Annotated in this window: 20 protein-coding genes; 12 read left to right on the top strand and 8 right to left on the bottom strand. The window is 65.5% G+C overall.

All coding sequences use genetic code 11. From position 1 onward, the window contains the following. Positions 1-177 precede the first annotated feature (177 nt). Positions 178-1,956, top strand: a complete 1,779-nt coding sequence (locus tag AB7245_RS11465; protein WP_085401271.1) for an acyl-CoA dehydrogenase — start codon at positions 178-180, stop codon at positions 1,954-1,956. A 6-nt stretch (positions 1,957-1,962) separates the two neighbouring features. Here the strand turns inward: AB7245_RS11465 and AB7245_RS11460 are convergent, their stop codons facing one another. Continuing rightward, positions 1,963-3,198: an MFS transporter gene (locus tag AB7245_RS11460; protein ID WP_085401272.1), complete on the bottom strand. Its 1,236-nt coding sequence runs from the start codon at positions 3,196-3,198 to the stop codon at positions 1,963-1,965. A gap of 302 nt (positions 3,199-3,500) precedes the next feature. Between AB7245_RS11460 and AB7245_RS11455 the strand changes: the two genes are divergently transcribed. The 8 genes from AB7245_RS11455 to AB7245_RS11420 all read left to right on the top strand — a co-directional run bounded on the left by AB7245_RS11455 (position 3,501) and on the right by AB7245_RS11420 (position 12,594). After that, positions 3,501-4,256: an enoyl-CoA hydratase-related protein gene (locus tag AB7245_RS11455; protein ID WP_028148179.1), complete on the top strand. Its 756-nt coding sequence runs from the start codon at positions 3,501-3,503 to the stop codon at positions 4,254-4,256. A gap of 178 nt (positions 4,257-4,434) precedes the next feature. After that, positions 4,435-6,090, top strand: a complete 1,656-nt coding sequence (locus AB7245_RS11450; protein WP_085401273.1) for a bifunctional metallophosphatase/5'-nucleotidase — start codon at positions 4,435-4,437, stop codon at positions 6,088-6,090. Between the two features lie 135 nt (positions 6,091-6,225). Continuing rightward, a complete protein-coding gene (locus tag AB7245_RS11445) occupies positions 6,226-7,155 on the top strand; it encodes a histone deacetylase family protein (RefSeq protein WP_085401274.1) in 930 nt (309 codons plus the stop codon). 68 nt (positions 7,156-7,223) lie between these two features. Continuing rightward, entirely contained in the window at positions 7,224-7,475 is a 252-nt protein-coding gene (locus AB7245_RS11440; RefSeq protein ID WP_008132970.1) for an exodeoxyribonuclease VII small subunit, read from the top strand. Positions 7,476-8,064: 589 nt separating this feature from the next. Then, positions 8,065-9,993: a 1-deoxy-D-xylulose-5-phosphate synthase gene (dxs, locus tag AB7245_RS11435; RefSeq protein ID WP_028148183.1), complete on the top strand. Its 1,929-nt coding sequence runs from the start codon at positions 8,065-8,067 to the stop codon at positions 9,991-9,993. Between the two features lie 37 nt (positions 9,994-10,030). Next, entirely contained in the window at positions 10,031-10,585 is a 555-nt protein-coding gene (locus tag AB7245_RS11430) for a nucleoside 2-deoxyribosyltransferase (protein ID WP_085401275.1), read from the top strand. Positions 10,586-10,619: 34 nt separating this feature from the next. Further along, positions 10,620-11,354 carry a TlyA family RNA methyltransferase gene (locus tag AB7245_RS11425; RefSeq protein WP_085401276.1) on the top strand — a complete coding sequence of 245 codons (735 nt, stop codon included), beginning with the start codon at positions 10,620-10,622 and terminating at the stop codon, positions 11,352-11,354. After that, positions 11,347-12,594: a class I SAM-dependent RNA methyltransferase gene (locus tag AB7245_RS11420; RefSeq protein ID WP_439034240.1), complete on the top strand. Its 1,248-nt coding sequence runs from the start codon at positions 11,347-11,349 to the stop codon at positions 12,592-12,594. The genes AB7245_RS11425 and AB7245_RS11420 overlap by 8 nt, the downstream gene beginning before the upstream one ends. A 40-nt stretch (positions 12,595-12,634) precedes the next feature. On the opposite strand, the gene AB7245_RS11415 is transcribed toward AB7245_RS11420, so the two are convergent. The 5 genes from AB7245_RS11415 to AB7245_RS11395 are packed head-to-tail and all read right to left on the bottom strand — an operon-like array spanning position 12,635 to position 17,700. After that, positions 12,635-13,486: an ABC transporter permease gene (locus AB7245_RS11415; protein WP_166353707.1), complete on the bottom strand. Its 852-nt coding sequence runs from the start codon at positions 13,484-13,486 to the stop codon at positions 12,635-12,637. Positions 13,487-13,488: 2 nt separating this feature from the next. Continuing rightward, the gene (locus AB7245_RS11410; protein ID WP_439034239.1) at positions 13,489-14,337 is read right to left on the bottom strand and encodes an ABC transporter ATP-binding protein; all 849 of its coding nucleotides are present in this window, start codon (positions 14,335-14,337) and stop codon (positions 13,489-13,491) included. Further along, positions 14,334-15,380 (bottom strand): ABC transporter substrate-binding protein, encoded by a 1,047-nt coding sequence (locus AB7245_RS11405; protein WP_085401280.1) that lies wholly within the window; start codon positions 15,378-15,380, stop codon positions 14,334-14,336. Before AB7245_RS11405 ends, AB7245_RS11410 begins: the two co-directional genes overlap by 4 nt. 38 nt (positions 15,381-15,418) lie before the next feature. Then, positions 15,419-16,639, bottom strand: a complete 1,221-nt coding sequence (locus AB7245_RS11400) for a CaiB/BaiF CoA transferase family protein (RefSeq protein ID WP_085401281.1) — start codon at positions 16,637-16,639, stop codon at positions 15,419-15,421. After that, positions 16,636-17,700, bottom strand: a complete 1,065-nt coding sequence (locus AB7245_RS11395) for a hydroxymethylglutaryl-CoA lyase (protein WP_135216535.1) — start codon at positions 17,698-17,700, stop codon at positions 16,636-16,638. The genes AB7245_RS11400 and AB7245_RS11395 overlap by 4 nt, the downstream gene beginning before the upstream one ends. A 40-nt stretch (positions 17,701-17,740) precedes the next feature. On the opposite strand from AB7245_RS11395, the gene AB7245_RS11390 reads away from it, so the two are divergent. Further along, positions 17,741-18,571 (top strand): GntR family transcriptional regulator, encoded by an 831-nt coding sequence (locus tag AB7245_RS11390; protein ID WP_071917648.1) that lies wholly within the window; start codon positions 17,741-17,743, stop codon positions 18,569-18,571. A 48-nt stretch (positions 18,572-18,619) separates the two neighbouring features. On the opposite strand, the gene AB7245_RS11385 is transcribed toward AB7245_RS11390, so the two are convergent. Continuing rightward, positions 18,620-19,222, bottom strand: coding sequence for a hypothetical protein (locus AB7245_RS11385; protein WP_085401282.1), 603 nt, complete (start codon positions 19,220-19,222; stop codon positions 18,620-18,622). Positions 19,223-19,477: 255 nt separating this feature from the next. Here AB7245_RS11385 and AB7245_RS11380 point away from each other — a divergent pair, with 255 nt between their 5' ends. After that, positions 19,478-20,536 (top strand): class I SAM-dependent methyltransferase, encoded by a 1,059-nt coding sequence (locus tag AB7245_RS11380; protein ID WP_085401328.1) that lies wholly within the window; start codon positions 19,478-19,480, stop codon positions 20,534-20,536. 30 nt (positions 20,537-20,566) lie between these two features. Here AB7245_RS11380 and AB7245_RS11375 read toward each other — a convergent pair whose 3' ends face one another. Next, entirely contained in the window at positions 20,567-20,950 is a 384-nt protein-coding gene (locus AB7245_RS11375) for a bleomycin resistance protein (protein WP_085401283.1), read from the bottom strand. Between the two features lie 208 nt (positions 20,951-21,158). Between AB7245_RS11375 and AB7245_RS11370 the strand changes: the two genes are divergently transcribed. Continuing rightward, on the top strand, positions 21,159-21,932 hold the full coding sequence (locus tag AB7245_RS11370; RefSeq protein WP_085401329.1) for an enoyl-CoA hydratase/isomerase family protein: 774 nt from the start codon (positions 21,159-21,161) through the stop codon (positions 21,930-21,932). The last annotated feature ends 12 nt before the right edge of the window (positions 21,933-21,944 follow it).

Genomic DNA, 21,944 nt, shown 5'->3' with positions numbered 1-21,944 from the left:
CCTGGAAGGGCAAAATACCTGAGGTCCAGGACCGGGGCCGGCGCTGGCCGTGCCACCCTTTATTATTAGCCCGGCGGCGGCGCCGTTCCGGGCCGGCGCAGTCCCGGCGTTCGGGCAGTTGAGACCTCCCCCGTTTCATGGGAATACGGCGCCAATACCTGTCCACGGGAGTGAGCCATGACCTACCGCGCGCCGATCTCAGACATGCTGCTGTCGCTCAACCATGGCGCCGGCCTCAAGGCTGCCGTGGAGGCCGGCCATTACGGCGATTTCGACGGCGACATCGTGAGCGCCGTGCTGGAGGAAGCCGGCAAGTTCGCAACCGACGTGCTGGCGCCGCTCAACCAGGTCGGCGACGAGCACGGCATCAAGCTCAGCGATGGCAAGGTCACGACTGCGCCGGGCTGGCCGGACGCCTACAAGCGCTGGACCGAGGGCGGCTGGAACGCGGTCTCCGGCCCCGAGGATTTCGGCGGCCAGGGCCTGCCGATCGCGATCAACGCCGCCTGTACCGAGATCTGGAGCGCCTCCAACGTCGCCTTCGGCCTCTGCCCGCTGCTCACGGCGTCAGCAATGGAGGCGCTGGATGCGCATGGCAGCGACGAGCTGAAAAAGATCTATCTGGAAAAGCTCGTCTCCGGCGAATGGACCGGCACGATGCAGCTGACCGAGTCGCAGGCCGGCTCCGACGTCGGCGCGCTGCGTACCCGCGCCGAGCGGCAGGCCGACGGCACCTATCGCATTAAGGGGACGAAGATATTCATCACCTATGGCGAGCACGACATGACCGACAATATCGTGCATTTCGTGCTGGCGCGCCTGCCCGATGCGCCCGCCGGCACCAAGGGGATCTCGCTGTTCCTTGTGCCGAAGTTCATGGTCAATGCCGACGGCTCGCTCGGCGCGCGCAATGACATCTATGCGTCGGGCGTCGAGCACAAGCTCGGCATGCATGCTTCCCCGACCTGTACCATGACCATGGGCGATCATGGCGGCGCGATCGGCTTCCTCGTCGGCGAAGAGAACCAGGGCATGCGCTGCATGTTCACGATGATGAACCAGGCCCGCCTCGGCGTCGGGCTGGAGGGCGTCGGCGTCGCCGATCGCGCCTACCAGCAGGCGCTGGCCTATGCGCAGGAGCGCAAGCAGGGCCGCGCCATCGGCAAGACGGGTGACGGTTCGGACGCGATCTTCGTGCATCCCGACGTCAAGCGCATGCTGATGCGGATGCGGGCGCAGACCGCGGCCGCACGCACCATCTGCTATGCGACCGCGGTCGCGATCGACGTCTCCACGCGCGCCAGGGATCCGAAGGTCCGCGCGGACGCCGCCGCACGCGCGGCGCTGCTGACGCCGATGGCCAAGGGCTATTCCACCGATATCGGCAACGAGGTCGCCTATCTCGGCGTGCAGGTGCACGGCGGCATGGGCTTCATTGAGGAGACCGGCGCCGCGCAGCACTACCGCGATGCGCGCATCACCGCGATCTACGAGGGCACCAACGGCATCCAGGCGATCGATCTCGTCACCCGCAAGCTCGCGGCCAATGGCGGCGCTGCGGTGTGGGCGCTGCTCGACGAGCTCTCGGCAACCGTGAAGCAGGTCGAAGCCTCCAACGATCCCGCTTTCGGCACCACAGGTATCAAGCTGCGCGAGGCGCTGGAGGCGCTGACGCGCACCAGCAAGTGGCTGCTGGAGCGCGTGACCTCCGCGCCGAACGAGGCGCTCGCCGGCGCGACGCCGTACCTCCAGCAGTTCGGCTCGACGCTCGGCGGTTGCATGCTGGCCTCCGAGGCGCTCGCCGCCAAGTCCGACGGCAACACCGACGCCGCGCGCTACGTCTCGCTCGCGCGCTTCTTCGCCGAGAACATCACGGTGCAGGCCGGCGCGCTGGAGCGCACGGTGACGGAGAGCGCGGAGTCGGTCGCGGCGGCGGATGCGGTGTTGTTGGGGTAAGGGTGGCTACGACGCCGCAAGCTTCGCGCGTCGGCCCGGCCGCCACAGCACGATTCCAGCCGCCACGAGATCGAGCATCACACAGATCGCAAACGCGCTCGTGTAGTTGCCGGTGAAACTCCGCACGAGGCCGATGATGCCGGGGCCGAAGGCGCTGACGACGCCGCTGATCGACGTGCCCAATCCCATTGCGGCGGCAAAGGCGGCAGCACCGATCTCGCGCTGGATGATCAAGGGTGGGAACGTGATCATGTTGCCGATCGAGAAGCCGTAGACGGCGCAGCAGACGAGCAGCACGGTCGGGTTCGTGCTTTGGAGAAGCACGAACAGCGCCACCGCCTGGCTCGTCATCGACGCCGCACAGGCGAGCCGCGGATCGAGCCGGTCGACGAACAGGCCGAGCGACAGGCGGCCGACCACCGCCATCGCCGCCATGATGGTGACCGCAAGGCCTGCGGCATAACGCCCGATCAGCGGCTCGAGGAACGTCACCTGGTGGATGATGAATCCCATCTGTGCCAGCAGCGCGATCGCGATCGGCAGCACCATGGTCCAGAACGCCGCGTTGGCGAGCAGCGTCTTGCGGGAATGGGCCGGCGCGGCCATGCCAGCGGACGAGCGGCCGCCCGATGCCGGCGATATCTGCGTCGGCCAGCCGATGAAGATGACGACCACCGGCAGCACCAGCACCACCATCGCCATCGTGGCGGCAAGCATGGCGGACTGGAAGCCGATGCTGCCGGTCAGCGACAACAACAGCGGAACGAGGACGATGCCGCCGCAGGTCGCGCCGTTGAAGGCGAGGCTGAGCGCGAGCCCGCGGCGCCGTTCGAACCAGGCGTTCAGCACGGTGGCGATCACCACGGTGCCCATGCCGGTCCAGCCGACCGACATCAGCGCATAGGCGAGATAAAGCTGCCAGGGCGTCTGCATCAGCGCCAGCAGCACGGTCGAAGCGCCGAGCGCCGACAGGCCGCTCAGGATCAGCGCGCGCAGCCCGATGCGGGCGAGCAGATCGTCGGTGAAGATGACGAGCACGGAGGTGAGGAGAAACGAGAAGGTGCTCGCCGCGGAGACCAGCGTGCCCGGCCAGCCATGGGCGCGCTGGAGCTCGGCGAGATAGACGCCCTGGCCATAGAGGCCGAAGCCGAACATGAAGAAGGCCATCAGGAAACAGGCCAGCACGACGCGCCAGCCGCGATAACGCAGCGAGGATTCGTCAACGCCCGTTGCGGCAATCATCAAACGAACAATCGGCCAAAGGAACCGGCATTGGGCAATCGTGCCCTACAACCCCCGGTTTTTCAAATGAAACATTGTAGCCATTTGTTGCAATGCGCAACTGCATGTGCGAAGCAATACAACCGGCATGATCCGGTGCGGTGCGGTTCCCGATCAGAAAAACGACAGCGCGCCATGCGGCGAACTCACGGGGACGTTCTCGAAAAGGTCGAGCGGGCGGATTGGCACGCCTGCAAGATGATGTAGGCTGAGGCTTGCGAGACTCGCCAAGGCAAGCGTCGCGGCGACCGCAGGGGGCTCTCATGCCGAATGGCAACATCGTCGTCACCGAAGAGCGCGGAACACGCGTCATCACCCTGCGCCGCCCGAGCAAGAAGAACGCGATCACGCAGGACATGTATCGCGAGATGAGCCGCGCGATCGACACCGCGCAGAACAATCCCGACATCCGCTGCATGATCATCACCGGCGGCTCCGGCGTATTCACCGCCGGCGACGACATCGACGACTTCATGCAGGCCGAACCGAATTCCGAGACGCTGTCGGACGGCGCAAAATTTCTCTATTCGCTCGCCCTCAACGTCAAGCCGATCATCGCGGCCGTCGATGGCGCCTCGATCGGCATGGGCACCGTGATGCTGTTTCATTGCGACTATGTGCTCGCCTCGAACGCCGCGACCTTCTCCGCGCCCTATATCCATCTCGGGCTCGTTCCGGTCGGCGCGGCCAGCCTCCTGATGCCGAACACGATGGGCTACCAGCGCGCCTTCGCGATGCTGGTGATGGGGCGGACTTTCACCGCCGCGGAGGCGCACGCGGCAGGCTTCGTCAACACCGTGGTCTCGCCGGGACATACCGAGGTCGAGGCGCGCAAGGTGGCGCGCGATATCTGCCGGCTGCCGGCCGAGGCGGTCGCGGCCTCGCGCAAGCTGCTGCGCGCCGCGCCCGAGGAGCTCACCCGCCGCATCGACCAGGAGGCCCATCTGTTCGGCGAGCGGTTGAAGTCGGACGAGGCGATTGCCGCGTTCAAGGCGTTTGCAAACCGGAAGAAGAGGTAGGGGGCGGCCGGCGCCCAGCCAATGGTCGTCATTCCGGGGCGCGACGAAGTCGCGAGCCCGGAATCCATCGTGCGGCAGAGTTGGTGGATGAATGGATTTCGGGCTCGCGCTACGCGCGCCCCGGAATGACAGCGAGAACGTTCGTGAAATCTTCGCGGGGAACGACTAAACTTGTTCCATGCGATACGCCTTCCTATTCCTCCTTGCCGCCCTCGCCATCGCCCTCCCCGCCTCGGCCCAAACCGCGGCGCCGGTCGAGCTGCGCATTCTCGCCATCAACGATTTCCACGGCAATCTGCGTCCGCCGCCGGGCGGCATCCGGATCAATGATCCCGAAGACAAAAGCAAGAAGGTCATGGTCGTGGCCGGCGGCGCGGAGTACATGGCGACGCTGGTCAAGCAGCTGCGCGAGGGGCATACAAACACGATCTTCGTTGCCGCCGGCGACCTGATCGGCGCGAGCCCGTTCCTGTCGGCAATGTTTCACGACGAGCCCTCGGTCGAGGCGCTCTCGATGATGGGGCTTGCGATCACCTCGGTCGGCAATCACGAGTTCGACGAGGGCAAGACCGAGCTCTTGCGGATGCAGAACGGCGGCTGTCATCCGGTCGACGGCTGCCAGGGGCCGCATCCCTTCACGGGCGCCAAGTTCCATTATCTCGCGGCTTCCACCATCGAGACCGCGACCGGCAAGAGCGTACTGCCGCCCTACGAGATCAGGGAGTTCGAGGGCATCCCCGTCGCCTTCATCGGACTGACCTTGAAGGAGACCGCGGGCATCGTCTCGCCCTCAGGCATTGCCGGGCTCGAATTCCGCGACGAGGCCGAGACGGTGAACGCGCTGGTGCCGCAGCTGAAGGCGCGCGGCGTCGAGGCAATCGTGGTGCTGATCCACCAGGGCGGTGAGCCCTCAGGCGACTACAATGAATGCCCCGCCATTACGGGGCCGATCGTCGACATCGTCAAGAAATTCGACCGCGCCGTCGACGTCGTCGTCAGCGGCCACACCCACCGCGCCTATGTCTGCGACATCGACGGGCGGCTCGTCACCAGCGGCGACAAATACGGCACGCTGGTCACCGCGATAGACCTCAAGCTCGATCCTGTAACCCGCGACATCGTCAGCGCCAAAGCCGAGAACGTCATCGTCGCCAATGCCTCGCTGGCGAAGGATCCCGAACAGACCGCGTTGATCGAAGCCTATGACAAGCTGTCGGCACCGATTGCGAATCGCCCGGCCGGATCGGTGACGCAGACGCTGTCGCGCGTGCCGAACGAGGCCGGCGAGAGCGCGCTCGGCGACGTCATCGCGGACGCGCAGCTCGCCGCGACGAAGGACGCCAAGGATGGCAGCGCTGTCATCGCGCTCACCAATCCCGGCGGCATCCGCACCGACATTGTTCCGAAGGAGAACGGCGCTGTGTCGTTCGGCGAACTGTTCGCGAGCCAGCCGTTCCGCAATCGCCTCGTTACGATGACGCTCACGGGCAGCCAGCTCAAGGACATGCTGGAGCAGCAATGGCTCGATCCGAAGCGCCCGCGGATTCTCCAGGTCTCGAACGGGTTCAGCTACACTTGGGATGCGACGAAACCGTTCGGCGAGCGAATCAGCCTTGAGAAGATGACGCTCAACGGCAAGCCGATCGAGCCTGGAAGCGGCTACCGCGTCACCGTCAACGATTACCTCGCCGTCGGCGGCGACGGTTTTACGGCCGCCAAACAAGGCACAGCACAGCAATATGGCGGCTACGACGCGGACGCGCTGTTCGCCTTCTTCAGGGCACACGGACCGATCGGTCCGCTGCCGCCCACCCGCATCCTGCGCGTGAATTGATCCGGATCAAACGGACTTGTCCGGAACCACCCTTTGCCATTCCCGCCCAAGCGCTTAGATTGCTTTTTGCATTTGCGTTTTGGCTCGGGATGCGCCAAGCGACGTCAAGAGCCCGTTCCCTGTGAGGCCGACCTGATGAGCACGCTTCTCCTCTCCCACAAGGCCTGCCTCGACCACGTCACGCCCCCGGGACATCCTGAAAGGCCCGACCGCCTGCGGGCGGTGGAGGAAGCGCTGTCGCAGGAGCGCTTCCAGTTCCTGGCGCGCGACCTGGCACCGGAAGGCGATCTCGATCTCGTGACGCTCTGCCACAACGAGCACTACGTCACCGAGCTGCGCCACATCGCGCCGACCAGCGGTCAGGTCTATATCGACGGCGACACCTCGATGTCACCAGGCACGTGGGAAGCGGTGATGCGCGGCGTCGGCGGCGCGGTGGCTGCGACCGAAGCGGTGATGAATGGCGAGCATCGCAACGCCTTCGTCGCGGTGCGCCCGCCCGGACATCACGCCGAGATCGGCAAGCCGATGGGCTTCTGCTTCTTCGACAATGCCGCGATCGCGGCGCGTCATGCGCAGCGCAAATACGGCATCCAGCGCGCCGCCATCGTCGATTTCGACGTGCATCACGGCAACGGCACGCAGGACATCTTCTGGTCCGATCAGACCGTGATGTACTGCTCGACGCATCAGATGCCGCTGTTTCCGGGTACCGGCGCGAAGGGCGAGCGCGGCGACCACGACACCATCGTCAATGCGCCGCTCGCTTCCGAAGACGGCGGACCAGAATTCCGCGCCGCGTTCGAGCAACTGATCCTGCCGCGCCTCGAAAAATTCAGCCCCGAGCTTCTCGTCATCTCCGCGGGCTTCGATGCGCATTACCGCGATCCGCTGGCCTCGCTGAATTTGCGCGCGGAGGACTACACGTGGGTCACGCGCAAGCTGATGGACCTTGCCGACAAGTCCGCAGGGGGCCGCATTGTTTCGGTGCTCGAGGGCGGCTATGACCTGCAAGGATTGAAAGAATCTGTTACGGCGCATGTCGGCGCCCTGATGGGCGCTTGACGCACCCGCCACATTACGCCCGCAAAACTGCGCTTTTTCTCACGTGAAGCGGGCAATCGGAAACGGATATGGCCGAAAATACCCAAGTCGACGTCTCCAGGCTCACCTTCGAACGCGCCATCGAGGAGCTCGAAACCATCGTGAAGCGGCTCGAGGACGGCAAGGTGCCGCTCGAGGAATCCGTGACGATCTACGAGCGCGGCGAGGCGCTGAAGCGCCGCTGCGAGGAATTGCTGCGCCAAGCCGAGGCACGCGTCGACAAGATCACCACCGATGCCAGCGGCCAGGCCACCGGCACCGCACCGCTCGACGTGCAGTAAGGTCCCCGTTTCAAGCCGCCCGCCTCAAGCATCGGCCATCTGCAGTTTTTCATGATCGCACGCCGCTGTTTGGGCTTACAGCCCTCGGCGGCCAGGCACTGACATCGAAGAGTTCCCCCGGCCAGGGCCTCTCGGGCTCGCGAATCTGGCCAAAACGGCCTTCCTCTCGCCCAAAATGCAGGCGAGGAACCGGGCAAGACTGGAACCCATCCGCCGGCGCCAAGATTAACCAAGCTGGCCCGCGGGTTGCAGGTGCATACCCCTAAACGACCCTGCGGGTTGGCTTTGGCCCAAGCTTTGGTGTAAAGCTGCGCGGAGTGTGGCTTTTTGCAAGCCTTGCGTGGGCACAAATTACCGACGACAAGCGCTTCAAACTGCTAATGAAATTGGCTGGGACGGACGAAGCCGATCTAAGTGACAGGGATCACAGGGACTGAACCGGAGCGCACCTAGGCTCACCTAAGCTTGAAGACGGGGCCCTGCCCCATGCAGGTGGCTCCGACGGTTTAAGGACTCGCGCTGCGCCGATATTGTGCAAACCCATCGCGCACCGGAACGATCTTCCGGCGCTGACAAATTGGAAATCGCCGTGAACGCATACAGTAAAACGCCGCTTCTCGACACCATCCATACGCCGGATGACCTGCGCAAGCTCAAGATCGAGCAGGTTCGCCAGGTCGCCGACGAGCTGCGGCAAGAGACCATCGATGCCGTCTCGGTGACCGGCGGTCACTTCGGCGCCGGCCTCGGCGTGGTCGAGCTCACCACCGCGATCCATTATGTCTTCGACACGCCGCGCGACCGGCTGATCTGGGACGTCGGCCATCAGGCCTATCCGCACAAGATCCTCACCGGCCGGCGCGACCGCATCCGCACGCTGCGCACCGGCGGCGGCCTGTCCGGCTTCACCAAGCGCAGCGAGAGCGATTACGATCCGTTCGGCGCGGCGCATTCCTCGACCTCGATTTCCGCCGGCCTCGGCATGGCGGTCGCGCGCGACCTTTCCGGCGGCAAGAACAACGTTATCGCCGTCATCGGTGACGGCGCGATGTCAGCCGGCATGGCCTATGAAGCCATGAACAACGCCGGCGCCATGAACTCGCGCCTGATCGTGATCCTCAACGACAACGACATGTCGATCGCGCCGCCGGTCGGCGCCATGAGCGCCTATCTGTCGCGCCTCTACTCCGGCAAGACCTATCGCACGCTGCGCGATGCGGCCAAGCAGATCAACAAGCGCCTGCCCAAGATCATCGCCAACCGCGCCAACCGCGTCGAGGAATATTCGCGCGGCTTCATGATGGACGGCGGCACGCTGTTCGAGGAGCTCGGCTTCTATTACGTCGGCCCGATCGACGGTCATAACCTCGACCATCTGCTGCCCGTGCTGAAGAACGTGCGCGACATGGAGACCGGCCCGATCTTGGTCCACGTCGTGACCCAGAAGGGCAAGGGCTACGGCCCGGCGGAAGCTTCCGCCGACAAGTATCACGCGGTCGTCAAGTTCGACGTCGCGACCGGCACCCAGGCCAAGGCCAAGCCGAATGCGCCGGCCTACCAGAACGTGTTCGGCCAGAGCCTCGTCAAGGAAGCGCAGAAGGACGACAAGATCGTCGCCATCACCGCGGCGATGCCGTCGGGCACCGGCGTCGACATCTTCAACAAGGCCTTCCCCGACCGCACCTTCGACGTCGGCATCGCCGAGCAGCACGCGGTGACGTTCGCCGCCGGTCTTGCGAGCGAGGGCTACAAGCCGTTCTGCGCGATCTACTCGACCTTCCTGCAGCGCGGCTACGACCAGATCGTGCATGACGTCGCGATCCAGAACCTGCCCGTCCGCTTCGCCATCGACCGCGCCGGCCTCGTCGGCGCCGACGGCGCGACGCATGCTGGCTCGTTCGACAACGCCTATCTCGGCTGCCTGCCGAACATGGTGATCATGGCCGCAGCCGACGAAGCCGAGCTCGTGCACATGGTGGCGACCCAGGTCGCGATCGACGACCGTCCGAGCTCGCTGCGCTATCCGCGCGGCGAAGGCCGCGGCATCGAGATGCCCGAAGTCGGCGTTCCGCTCGAGGTCGGCAAGGGCCGCATGATTCGCCAAGGCAGCAAGATCGCCTTGCTCTCCTTCGGTACGCGCCTCGCCGAATGCGAGAAGGCGGCCGACGAACTCGCCGCCCACGGCCTCTCCACCTCGATCGCCGATGCGCGCTTCATGAAGCCGCTCGACACCGAGCTGGTTCTCAAGCTCGCCCGCGACCACGAGATCCTGATCACGATCGAGGAAGGCTCGGTCGGCGGCTTCGGCTCGCATGTCGCGCAGTACCTGACCGATCAGGGCGCGCTCGACGGCGGCATGGTCAAGTTCCGCTCGATGGTGCTGCCCGACGTGTTCCAGGACCACGACACGCCGGCCGCGATGTACGGCCGTGCCGGTCTCGACGCCAAGGGCATCGTCGCCAAGGTGTTCGAGGCGCTGGGCAAGGACGTCAAGACCGAGACGGTCAAGCTCGCCTGACGGCGAGCTTCGACCTTCGCGAACCAGCGCGACCTTCATGAAAATCTATCTGGCAGGGCCCGACGTGTTCCTGCCGGATGCGGTTGAGATCGGCCGGCAAAAGGCTGCGATCTGCGCGGCGCACGGGCTCACCGGCCTCTATCCCCTCGACAACGCCATCGATCTCACCTCGCCCGACGCCTCGCGGCAGATCTTTTGCGGCAACGAGGCGATGATGGACGAAGCCGATGCCATCATCGCCAACCTCACCCCGTTCCGCGGTGCCGGCGCCGACCCCGGCACCGTCTATGAGCTCGGCTACATGGCCGGCCGCCGCAAGTTTTGCCTGGCCTATTCCAACGACGGCGCCGTCTATGCCGACCGCGTCGGCCGCTTCATGGACGTGACCTCCGAGGACGGACGGCTGGTCGATGCACAGGGGCTGACGGTCGAGGATTTTGGCCTCGTCGACAACCTCATGATGATCCATGCGCTGGAGCTGCACGGCTGCCCGCTGGTGACGCCGGCGCAGATGCCGATCGACGTCTGGCACGATCTGGCCGCGTTCGAGGCTTGCGTCCGGATGGCGGCCGCGCGATTGATCGCTACATAGACGCTTCGACGCTTCAGTCGCCTCCGGAGATCCGATGTCCCCTGCCCGCAAGCGTGCGGATGTTCTGCTGGTCGAGCGCGGCCTGTTCGAGAGCCGGGCGCGGGCGCGCGCGGCGATCGAGGCCGGGCTCGTCACCGCCGACGACAAGCAGGTCGCCAAACCCTCGGAGACGATCGCCGAGGACGCGGTGATCGTGGCCGAGCCTGCGCATCCTTATGTGTCGCGCGGCGGCGTCAAGCTGGCCGGCGCGCTGGAGCGCTACCCCATCGAGATCGAGGACCATGTCTGCCTCGATGTCGGCGCCTCCACCGGCGGTTTCACCGAGGTGCTGCTGGCGAACGGCGCCAGCCTGGTGTTCGCCATCGATGTCGGCACCAGCCAGCTGCATCCCTCGCTGCGCGACCATCCCAAAATCGTGTCGATGGAGGAGACCGACATCCGCAGCTATGACGGCAAACGGCTGCCGGCGCGGCCCGACGTCGTCGTCATCGACGTCAGCTTCATCTCGCTCAAGACGGTGCTGCCCGTGGCGCTGTCACTGGCAGCCGCGCCGATGAGCCTACTGGCACTGATCAAGCCGCAATTCGAGGCTGACAGGAAGCACAACAAGAAGGGCATCATCCGCGACGCCGCCGTGCATCAGGAGATCTGCGACGACATCGCGGTCTTTGCCGCTTCGCTCGGTTGCACCGACATCGAGGTGTTCCCCTCCCAGATCACCGGCGGTGACGGCAATATCGAATTCTTCCTGGGCGCGCGCCGTGGTTGAGCGCGTGAGGATCGATCACGTCGGCCATCGCGGCGACGGCGTCTCGCTCGCAGCGGGCGATGCCGTCTATGTGCCCTACACGCTTGGCGGCGAGACCGTCGAGGTCGACCACGTCGCCGGCAGCCATCCCGACCGCCGCAAGCTGCTCGCGGTCGATGTCGCCAGCCCCGATCGCATCGAGCCGTTCTGTCCGCATTTCGGCGTCTGCGGCGGCTGCGCCATCCAGCACTGGGCGGCTGAGCCCTATCACGCGTGGAAGCGCGGCATCGTGGTCGAGACGCTGGCGCAGGCCGGCATCGATTGCGAGGTGGCGCCGCTGGTCGATGCCCATGGCGCGGGGCGCCGGCGCGTCACGCTGCACGGCCGGTTCGGCACGCATGACGTCCTCAAGGTCGGCTTCTCGGCGGCGAGCTCGCACGACGTCATCCCGATCCATCGCTGCCCGATCCTCGGTCCCGGGCTCGAGGGTGCGCTCGATGCCGCCTGGGCGCTTGCCGAATCCCTGATGTCCAGAATGGCGGCGACGAAGCCGCTGGACATCCAGGTCACCGCGACCGCCAACGGCCTCGATGTCGACGTGCGCGGCTCCGGCCCGCTGCCGACGGCGCTGGTCACGGCGCTCTCGCGCGTTGCGGAGCTGCATCGGCTGGCGCGGCTGACGCGGCACGGCGAACTGGTGCTGCAACGCTTGCCGCCGACGGTACGGATGGGCCGCGCCGAGGTGACGCTGCCGCCGGGCTCGTTCCTGCAGGCAACGGTCGCGGGCGAGGAGACGCTGGCGTCGCTCGTCGCCGAGCGTGTCGGCAAGGCCAAGGAGGTTCTCGACCTCTTCTGCGGCGTCGGCCCGTTTGCCTTGAGGCTCGCCGAGAAGGCGCGCGTCACCGCCTATGACAACGACGCCGGCGCCGTCGCCGCGCTCGTGAAGGCTGCGCGCACACCAGGGCTGAAACCGATCAAGGCCGAACCGCGCGACCTGTTCCGCCGCCCGCTGGTGCCGCCGGAGCTGCGCGACTTCGACGCCGTGGTGTTCGACCCGCCGCGCCAGGGCGCGCAGGCGCAGGCGCTGAAACTCGCTGCGAGCAAGGTACCCGTCGTGATCGCGGTGTCGTGCAACGCCGCAACCTTCACTCGCGACGCCCGGCTCCTCATCGACGGCGGCTACAGGATCGAGACCGTTGTCCCGGTCGATCAGTTCCGCCACACGCCGCATGTGGAATTGGTGGCGCGGTTCACGCGCTGACGCGCTACCTGCCGCTCACCGTCCGAACCCTTCCAGACTGCTATGCCGACGGTTCGAATTGCGGCTGCCATCGCAGCAAGTAGGACTGCAGCGAGCGCACCGCGATCGCCAACAGGATTCCGACGAACATCATGACGAAGATGGCGACCATCATCTCGCTGGCATTGGCGCGCGCCTCGGCTTCGATGATGAGCTTGCCGAGCCCGCGCTCGGCGCCGATGAACTCACCAACGATGACGCCGATCAGCGCAAAAGACACCGCCGGCAACAGCGACGCGAACACCCAGGCCAGTGCGGAAGGGATCACGACCGTGCGCAGCACGATGAATTCGCTGGCGCCGAGCAGACGGGCAGCGGCGATCTGGTCGCGGTCGACCGCACGCGTTCCCTCGAAGGTGTTGAAGAACACCACGAAGAACACGACGAGCCAGGCAGTGGCGATCTTGGAGAGATCGCCGAGGCCGAAGATCAGGATGACGAGCGGTACCAGCGCGATGCGCGGTATCGAGTTGAGCGCCACGACATAGGGCCCGAACACGCGGGCCAGGAAGTCCGAACGGCCGAGGACCAGGCCGGCCGCGATTCCGCTCGCGGACCCGAAAAGAAAACCCCACCAGGTGTTCTTCAGCGTGACGAGCGTGGCGAGCCACAGATTGTTGTCGTTGCCGTTGATGCAGGCGGCGAAGCCGGCGGGATCGGCAAAGCAGCCGAGCCGCAGGAAGCTCTGCCAGATCAACGACGGCTTGGCGACGAAATACGGATCGAGGATTTTCGGCACATAGGCCTTCGGCAACAGCGCCTTGCTCCATTCGAAGCCCCACTGCCAGACGACGAGAACCACCACGAGAATGGCCACTTGCCAGAACAGGACGGCGCTACGGCTGTTGGACATGATCATTCGGCCCTGGTGCGGCGGAATTCTTCGCCGCGGGAATGCCAGATGTGAGAGTAGAGGCGGCCGAATTCGGCGGTCTCGCGGACGTCCACGGGATCGCGCGGCCGCGGGATCGCGACGTCGAAATCTTCCTTGAGCCTCCCGGGCCGCGCCGAGAGCAGGATGATGCGGCTCGCCAAGGTCAAGGCCTCGCCGAGATCGTGGGTCACGAACAGCACGGTCTGCCGCTCGCGTTCCCATATCTCCAGCAGCGTCTTGTGCATCTCGAGCTTGGTGTGGGTGTCGAGCGCGCCGAACGGCTCGTCCATCAGCAGGATCTCGGGCTCCATGATCAGCGTGCGCATCAAGGCGACGCGCTGGCGCATGCCGCCGGACAGCGTGCTGGGGAAGCTTTGTGCAAAGCTGGAGAGCCCGGCCTTCTCGACGGCCGAAGCGACGCGCCCGGCGCGCTCGGTCCTTCGCAGCCCCGCGATCTCCAGCCCATAGCCGATGTTCTGCTCCACGGTTCGCCAGGGAAACAGTGTGTCGCGCTGGAAGACATAGCCGACCCTGGGGTTGACCTTACCGGTCTCAACCATGTCCTCATCGATCAGGATGCGTCCGCCTGAGCGCGGCAATAGCCCCGCGACCATGTTGAGAATGGTGCTCTTGCCGCAGCCGGACGGACCGAGCAGCGCGACGAACTCGCCCTGCTTGACCTCGAAGGAAACGTCATCGACCGCCACGAACTCGCGGCCCGACGCGTTGAAGCGCTTGGCGAGACCTCGCACCGCGATGCGGGTTCGCGTCTCCGCTCTCTCAACCTCGTCTCGCGCGAGCGCGAATCCCGGGCTTGGCGCGGCGATCATTTGTATTTCGCTCTGGCCGCCTGGAGGAAGCTCATGTCGACGACATCCTCGTATTTCGTCTCGGGAATATCCGTTCCCTTGCGGTACCAGGGCTTGGCTCCGCGTTCGAACGAGGACTTGTCGATGACGCCGTCATAGGCCCAGGTCGATTTGTCGAAGCCGAGCTCGGCGCTGACCGCATCGGGGTCGATGCCCGAGAAATATTTCGGCGTGACCAGTGCCTGCACGTCCGCGAGCGGCGTCGCCTTCACGAAAGCCATCGCGCGGTGGATCGCATTCACATAGGCCTGCACCGTCGCCTTGTCCTGCTCGATCGTGTCCTGGAGCGTGTAGATCACCAGCACGGGCAGCGTTCCGCCGAAATCCTTCTCGAATACGCCGGGCTTGGAGGTGTCGTAGATCGTCCTGCCAAAGCCCTTCTTCTCGACCTCGACGATCCAGCTTGGCGGCGCCATGATTGCGTCGAACTGCTTGGTCTGCAGCGACGGAAACATCGTGTTGGGCCCGCCGCCGGCGACCCAGTTCACCCTGTCGCCGAGCCCGCGCGTTTCGAACACATAGGTGCCGAACACCCAGGTGCCCGACCCGATCGCGGTGGCCGCGACGATCGGCTTGGCGCCGTCAGGCCGTTTGTGCTCCGCGAGCTTCTCGACCGAATTGATACCGCCGTCGTAAAGGTCCTGCCGGACCACGATGTTGGCGTAGGAGCACACCATCTCCGTCGCGAGCAGGATCTTGCAGGGCTTGCCGCGCGCACTGAGCTGGAGCGGGTGGCTGGCATCGCCATGCGCGAACACGGCTTGTCCCGCCGCCAGCGTCTGACGGCCGAACGTGCCGGCGTTACCGGTGACGAGCTTGGAGTCGAGACCTTCGTCCCTGAAGTAACCCTTCAGCTCGGCAATCATGCCGATGGCGTAGACCGGCGACACCGGCCCGAAGGCGAGCGATACCTGCTTGGTCTCGGCGCGGAGCTGCCCGGGCAGCATCGACGCGCCGGCCAATGTGGAGCCCGCGATCAGCGCCTGGCGCCTGGTGATGTTCATGTGCTCCTCCGTTGATTCTTGTTTGATCGATCCGTTCGTCAGGACGGCCCAGGCGCGATCCGAATGGTTCCTGCCTTTCGCAGCGTTTCGATTTCGCTCGACGAAACGCCGATCTCACCCAGGATCTCGCGCGTCTGCTCGCCGATCTGCGGCGGATCGTAGCGGTTGGGCAGCCGGCGGCCGTCCATGGAGATCGGCAACAGCGGCGTTTTTGCCTCGCCGCCGTCAGGCAGGTGAATGTTGGTCAGCCCGCCCGACTGGTTCAGATGCGGGTCGTCGAAGAGATCGCCGGGCTTGTTCACCGGCGCGTAGGGCAGATCGAGCTGCTCGAGGCGCGCCGCGAGATCGGCCTTGTCCCATTGCTTGAAGATCTTCGCGATCTCCGGAATCAGCCAGCCGCGATGGTCGACGCGGTCGTTGCTCGTCGCAAAGCGCGGATCGGCAAGCCAGGATTCGCGATCGAAGGCGCGGCAGAACGCCTCCCACTGCTCTTCACCGACGATGGTGACGAACAGCTTCGAGCCGTCCCTGGTGTCGAAGAGATCGTAGACCGGCCAGGGGCTGTCCTTGATCGAATAGGGGATCGAGGGCTGGCCGCTGACCACCTCGCACATCATGGCCTGCGCCATCAGGAACACGTTGTTCTCGTAGAGCGCGCTCTGGATGTAGCGACCGCGGCCGGTGCGCTGCCGCTCGGCCAGCGCAGCCTGGATCGCGATCACGCCGAACATGCCACCCATGATGTCGTTGACCGAGGCGCCGGCGCGCATCGGCCGGTCCGGCAGGCCCGTCATGTAGGCAAGGCCGCCCATCATCTGCACGACCTCGTCGAGCGCGAGGCGATTCTCGTAGGGGCCGGGCAAATAGCCTTTGAGCGAGCAGTAGATCAGGCGTGGCGCAAAAGCGGCAACCGACTCGTAGTCGAGACCGATCCGCTTCAGCAGGCCGGGTCGGAAATTCTCGATCAGGACGTCGCTGCTCTCGATCAGCCGCCGCGCGATGGTCTGGCCTTCCGCGGTCGACGTATCCAGCGCGATGCTGCGCTTGTTGCGGCTGTAGGTGGCGAAGAAGCCGGCAGCCGGTCCCTTGAAGTAGCGGGTGCGGTCGCCCTTGGGCGGCTCGACCTTGATCACGTCGGCGCCGAGATCGGCGAGGATCAAGCCGCAGCTCGGCCCCATCACCATCTGGCTGAACTCGATGACCCGAAGGCCGGCGAGCGGACGGAGCTCCGTTGCCGCCTCGGGCGCCGCCGCCGTCATGCCGCCCTCCGCAGCACCTTGGGAATTCCGGCCTCGTGCAGGTGCCCGGTCAGATGTTTTGCCGGGATATGGCGGGCCAGAATCTCGCGCGTCTGCATCAGGCGATCGAGGTCGATGCCGGTCGAAAGTCCCATGCGTTCCAGCATGAACACGAGATCCTCGGTGACGATGTTGCCACGGGCACCAGGCGCGAACGGACAGCCGCCAAGTCCTGATACCGCGGCGTCGAAACGCCGGATCCCGGCGTCGAGGCCGGCGACGGCATTGGCGAGGCCAGCACCGAGCGTGTCGTGCAGATGCAGCCGCAGCGTCATCTGCAATCCGACTTCACGCCTGACGGCTTCGACGATCTGCCTGACCAGTTTCGGGGTGGCGTAGCCGACGGTGTCGGCGAGCCCGATCTCGTCGGCACCGGCCTCGGCAAAGGCGCGCGCGACCCGGCACACCGCCGCTTCGCTCACCTCGCCCTCCAGCGAGCAGCCGAAGGAGGTGGCGATCGCGCCCATCAGGTGCGGCCGCCGGCCCGCCGGAGAGGCGTCGATCGCGGCGCGGACCGCGCGAAACCCGTCGAGCTGCTCTTCGATCGAGCGGCGCACATTGGCGCGGTTGTGCGTCTCGCTGGCGGAGATGACGAAGTAGACGGCGTCGACACCGGCGGCGATGGCGCGCTCGGCGCCCTTCACGTTCGGCACAAGTGCACCGATGGTCGCGGTCCTGTGCGCGAGCGCGTGCGCCATCACCGCATCGACATCGGCGAATTGCGGCACGACCTTCGGCGGCACGAAGGATCCCGCGTCGATCTCGCGCATGCCGGCGGCGGCGATCGTATCAATCAGCGCGCATTTGGCTTCGGTGGGAACGAACACGTCCAGGTTTTGCAGTCCATCGCGGGGGCCGACCTCGCAAATCAGGACATCCGGCGCATGCGCCATCAGGCTCTCCCTGGTTCGATTGTATATTATTGCGTAAAAGAACAATCCGTGGGACAATCTGTCAAGCTCAAAATCCGCGTGCACTGCAATGACCGCCTCCGACAATTCCCGACCGCCCGCTTCAAGCAAAGGCGGTTCCGAGCGCGCTGAGCACCTCGCCGGGCTGATCATGGCGCTCGCCCGACGCGAAGGCATGAAGGCTGGCGATCGCTTGATCGAACAGCGGCTTGCCGATGCGCTCGATCTTTCACGCGCGCCGATCCGGCTCGGCCTCAAGGCTCTGGAAGCGGCAGGGCTCGCGCGCGGCGAGCCACATCGCGGGTTCGTGCTGGCCAAGCATCCGACCAGCGGCGCAGCCCAGCCAGCCCTCGCGGCGGTCAGGCGCAGCGAACAGGTTTATACGTCCATCGCAGGCGACGTGCTCGCAAGCCGACTGCCGGCTGACGTCACCGAGGCGGAGCTGATGCGCCGCTATGGCCTCAGCCGGGCCGAGTTGCAGCGGCTGCTTGACCGGATCGCTGCCGAGGGCTGGATTGCACGCCTGCCGGGCTATGGCTGGCGCTTCGCGGAGACGGTCTCGAACCCCGAAGCTCACGCCAAGGCCATGGCGTTTCGCGCGGTGATCGAACCTGCGGCAATCGCCCAGCCCGGCTTTGCGCTGCCGCAGGAGGTGATTGCACGCTTGCGCGAGCGCCAGCTGCGCGTGTTCGAAGGCGAGCTCGAGAAGATGACGATCGGCGAGGTCTTTCTTTCCGGTTGCGAATTCCATGAGGAGATCATTCGCGGCGCCGGCAATCCCTTCTTTCTTGAATCGCTCCGGCGCGTGAATTCAATCAGACGCCTGTTCGCCTATCGCAGCTTCGCCGACCGCGACGGTATGCGGCGGCACGTGCGCGAGCATTTGCGCCTGCTCGAGGTTCTGGAAACGCGGCGTTACGCCGAGGCGGCAGAGCTGATGGCGAAGCACCTGCAACGCCCGCTGGTGGCCGGCTTGTCGTAGGCCAACGCGGCCGCGGTCAAGCGGGCGGCGAAACGGACGTGTGAGCGCTCAACGCCGCAAGCCGCCCAACGCCGGTGACTCGCCGGGCAGCATTGACGAATTGATGTCGCTGTCCATGCGTCCCGATTGCTGCTGGGTGAAACCGGCGCCGAACGACAGGCTGAGGTTGGGGGTCGGCTTGAACTCGACACCCGCGAAAGCGCCGTAGCCGGGCGAGGCGCCGGAGGTGAGCGGGGCGAGCGAGCTGCCGATGCCGCCATTGTATTTCAGCGTGTCGAACCCGGCAAAGAACGTGACGGGCATGCCGCCCGCGGTCTTGTAGTTGTAACCGAACTGCGTGCCATCGTAGGAGAGCGCGCTGAAATTGCCGGCCGGCGCAGGCTGGCTGAGTCCGCCCAGGCCTAGGTTGCCGCGTTCGCTTCCGACGAAGAAACCGGGACGAAAATCATAGCCCGCGTTGGCATCGCCACCCTTGAAGCTCGGAAAATTGCCGTAGCCATCGGAGCTCTGGCCGGCGCTGCCGCCAAAGCCGAAAGGCCCGCCCGGGATCCAATATTGCAGCGGCGCGACTTGCGCATGAGCCGGCGCTCCGCCGAGGCAGAGCACCACGAAGAGAGTTGCGAGACCGCAGGAACGTGCAAGGCTGAACATTCAGGTGACCGTCAAAAAAGTGCGGAAATTATACGCCGGGGACCACGCGAATACCAGTGACGCGATGCCGGTGGTCGCGCCATCGAGTTCCAAAATTACGTTATCCCGACGTGTTGAACCTCCTGCGCGACGGATTGACCCACATAGAGGACGCGCGAACGCGAGCCGTCGCCTCGATCCTGATCGGCCGGGGCAGTCCGGCAAGACGCAATTGCGCAGACCTTTGAAAATGCCAGACACAACATGGAGGCTGTCATGGAGGTCGATTCCGACAGGTTGAATGCCTTTATGGGCAAGATGATCACCGAGGTCGGTGCGGCGATGAACGCATCGCTGGTCCTGCTGGGCGACAAGCTCGGCCTCTACCGCGCCCTCGCCGCCAAGGGACCCATGAACTCTGCCGAACTCGCAAGCGCCACCGGAACGAACGAACGCTACGTCCGCGAGTGGCTGGCGAGCCAGGCGGCTTCTGGTTACGTCGAATACGACTCCACTTCCGGCAAGTTCTCGATGCTGCCGGAGCAGGCGTTGGCGCTCGCCGATGAGGACAGCCCGGTCTTCCTCGGCGCGGTCGGCAATGTCATTGCCGCGGCGTTCCTCGACGAGCCGAAAATTACGGACGCATTCAAGTCCGGCAAGGGCGTCGGCTGGAATCGTCGCAGCGAGTGCCTGTTCTGCGGCACCGCCCGGTTCTTCCGCACCGGCTACATGCATCATCTGGTGCAGGAGTGGCTGCCCGCGCTCGAAGGCGTCGTAGACAAGCTGAAGCGCGGCGCCAAGGTCGCCGATGTCGGCTGCGGGCACGGCGTCTCGACCCGGCTGATGGCGGAGGCCTTCCCGAACTCCCGCTTCTACGGCTTCGACTATCACGAGGGCTCGATCGCGGCCGCACGAAAGGCGGCCACTGAGGCGAAGCTGGGCGATCGTGTCAGCTTCGCGGTTCACTCGGCGAAGACCTATCCGGCCGAGGGCTACGATCTCGTCTGCTTCTTCGATTGCCTGCACGACATGGGCGATCCCGTCGGCGCCATCAGCCACGTGCGCGAGACCATGGCCAAGGACGGCACCTGCATGCTGGTCGAGCCGTTCGCAGGCGACCGCCTCGAAGACAATCTCAATCCTGTCGGGCGGGTCTACTATGCGGCATCGACCATGATCTGCACGCCGGCCTCGCTCGATCAGGAGGTCGGCCTCGCGCTCGGCGCTCAAGCCGGCGAGGCAAGGCTGCGCAAGGTCGCCAGCGAAGGCGGCCTGTCGCGCTTCCGCCGCGCCGCCGAAACACCCTTCAACCTGATCCTGGAGGCCCGGATCTGATGCAACGGCGGACGCGCGCGGCCGGCGATGTCAGGCCGCGTCGTCCGTTCCCATACCGAACGTGAGCTGATTGCCGTCGGCGTCGACGACGTCGAAATCGCGCATACGATAGTCGCGGTCCTCCGGCCGGTTGAGCAGCCTGGCACCGCGTCCCGATAGTTCGGCATAGACCTGATCGACGTCCCTGACGAAGATGCAGATGCCGCCGTGCCCGGGCAACCGCTTCGTTACCCCCGCCGCAAGCAGATGCAGGCCGACCTCGTCGCGGCAGAGGCAGGCGTAGGACGGAGGCTGACCGTATTCGAAGGTGACCTCGAAGCCGAGCACATCGCGGTAATAGGCGAGGCTGGCTGTGATGTCGGACACGACGAAGACGGTGGCGGAGCCGGCCATCATCGGGTGTTCGTCGGTCATTGGTCCCTCCATCCGGCAAGCAATCTCATGCACGCAGTCTAACATGCGCGCTGGAGGTCTTGCACGGCCCAAGCCGCACCGTAAGCTGTCGCCGAACAAGGCGGAAGCGCCGAACGACAGCGTCCCGCCGCTGCCGCCGCTCGACGCGAAATAACCGCGCCACCACCGCGATCGATGCCGCACGTTTCCCGAAAGCATGGAGAACCCGGTGACATCTGACAATCCAGTCGCCTACGAACGCGCAGGCAACATCGCCCGCATCACGCTGCGCCGCCCGCCTGTCAATGCACTGAGCCTCGAAGTCATCCGTGCGGTGGTCGCGGCCCTGCGTCGCGCGGCGAACGATCCGGAAGCACGCGTTGTCGTGCTGGCGAGCGCGATCGCCAAGCGCTTTTCGGCCGGCCTCGACCTCGACATCCTGCTGGGGAAATCCGGCGCCGAGATCCGCGAATTCCTCCAGGCGCTCTATATCGACCTTTACGACGCCCAGTATGGGCTCGGAAAGCCATCGATCGCCGCGGTCGGAGGCGCGGCGCGCGGCGGCGGCATGACCATGGCGGTGTCCTGCGACGTGGTGCTGGCAACCGAGAGCGCGACGTTCGGCTATCCCGAGATCGACGTCGGCGTCATTCCCGCGATCCACTACGCGCATCTGCCGCGCATCGTCGGACGTCATCGCGCTTTCGAGCTGCTGTTCACCGGCCGCGTCTTCACCGCCGCGGAGGCGCGCGAGCTCGGCGTGGTGAACCGCGTCGTTGCCGATGCCGAGCTCGACGCCGAGGTGATCAAGCTCGCGGCGCAATTCGCCGGCAAGTCGGCCGCCGTGCTGCGGATGGGCCGCGCCGCCTTCATGCGCCAGATCGATCTCGACTACCGGCGCAGCATCGCAAGTGCAGTGGACGATTTCTGCAATGTCGCGACGTCGGACGAAGCGCAGGAGGGTTTGAGGGCGTTCGTGGAGAAGCGGGCGCCGAAATGGTGAGGGGGCCGCCGG

The organism is Bradyrhizobium sp. 604_D8_N2_3, assembly GCF_051810765.1.
Taxonomy (GTDB): domain Bacteria; phylum Pseudomonadota; class Alphaproteobacteria; order Rhizobiales; family Xanthobacteraceae; genus Bradyrhizobium; species Bradyrhizobium barranii.
Note: the sequence above shows the minus strand (reverse complement) of the source record. Positions and strands in the feature narration are given on the sequence as shown.

What these genes read in the sequence shown, in the direction of transcription:
- AB7245_RS11460 (WP_085401272.1), bottom strand. Translation starts at nt 3,198, where the DNA reads ATGATTGCCGCAACGGGCGTTGACGAATCCTCGCTGCGTTATCGCGGC.
- AB7245_RS11440 (WP_008132970.1), top strand. Translation starts at nt 7,224, where the DNA reads ATGGCCGAAAATACCCAAGTCGACGTCTCCAGGCTCACCTTCGAACGC.
- AB7245_RS11380 (WP_085401328.1), top strand. Translation starts at nt 19,478, where the DNA reads ATGGAGGTCGATTCCGACAGGTTGAATGCCTTTATGGGCAAGATGATC.
- AB7245_RS11445 (WP_085401274.1), top strand. Translation starts at nt 6,226, where the DNA reads ATGAGCACGCTTCTCCTCTCCCACAAGGCCTGCCTCGACCACGTCACG.
- AB7245_RS11455 (WP_028148179.1), top strand. Translation starts at nt 3,501, where the DNA reads ATGCCGAATGGCAACATCGTCGTCACCGAAGAGCGCGGAACACGCGTC.
- AB7245_RS11400 (WP_085401281.1), bottom strand. Translation starts at nt 16,639, where the DNA reads ATGACGGCGGCGGCGCCCGAGGCGGCAACGGAGCTCCGTCCGCTCGCC.
- AB7245_RS11375 (WP_085401283.1), bottom strand. Translation starts at nt 20,950, where the DNA reads ATGACCGACGAACACCCGATGATGGCCGGCTCCGCCACCGTCTTCGTC.
- AB7245_RS11415 (WP_166353707.1), bottom strand. Translation starts at nt 13,486, where the DNA reads ATGTCCAACAGCCGTAGCGCCGTCCTGTTCTGGCAAGTGGCCATTCTC.
- AB7245_RS11430 (WP_085401275.1), top strand. Translation starts at nt 10,031, where the DNA reads ATGAAAATCTATCTGGCAGGGCCCGACGTGTTCCTGCCGGATGCGGTT.
- AB7245_RS11410 (WP_439034239.1), bottom strand. Translation starts at nt 14,337, where the DNA reads ATGATCGCCGCGCCAAGCCCGGGATTCGCGCTCGCGCGAGACGAGGTT.
- AB7245_RS11390 (WP_071917648.1), top strand. Translation starts at nt 17,741, where the DNA reads ATGGCGCTCGCCCGACGCGAAGGCATGAAGGCTGGCGATCGCTTGATC.
- AB7245_RS11450 (WP_085401273.1), top strand. Translation starts at nt 4,435, where the DNA reads ATGCGATACGCCTTCCTATTCCTCCTTGCCGCCCTCGCCATCGCCCTC.
- AB7245_RS11385 (WP_085401282.1), bottom strand. Translation starts at nt 19,222, where the DNA reads ATGTTCAGCCTTGCACGTTCCTGCGGTCTCGCAACTCTCTTCGTGGTG.
- AB7245_RS11425 (WP_085401276.1), top strand. Translation starts at nt 10,620, where the DNA reads ATGTCCCCTGCCCGCAAGCGTGCGGATGTTCTGCTGGTCGAGCGCGGC.
- AB7245_RS11405 (WP_085401280.1), bottom strand. Translation starts at nt 15,380, where the DNA reads ATGAACATCACCAGGCGCCAGGCGCTGATCGCGGGCTCCACATTGGCC.
- AB7245_RS11465 (WP_085401271.1), top strand. Translation starts at nt 178, where the DNA reads ATGACCTACCGCGCGCCGATCTCAGACATGCTGCTGTCGCTCAACCAT.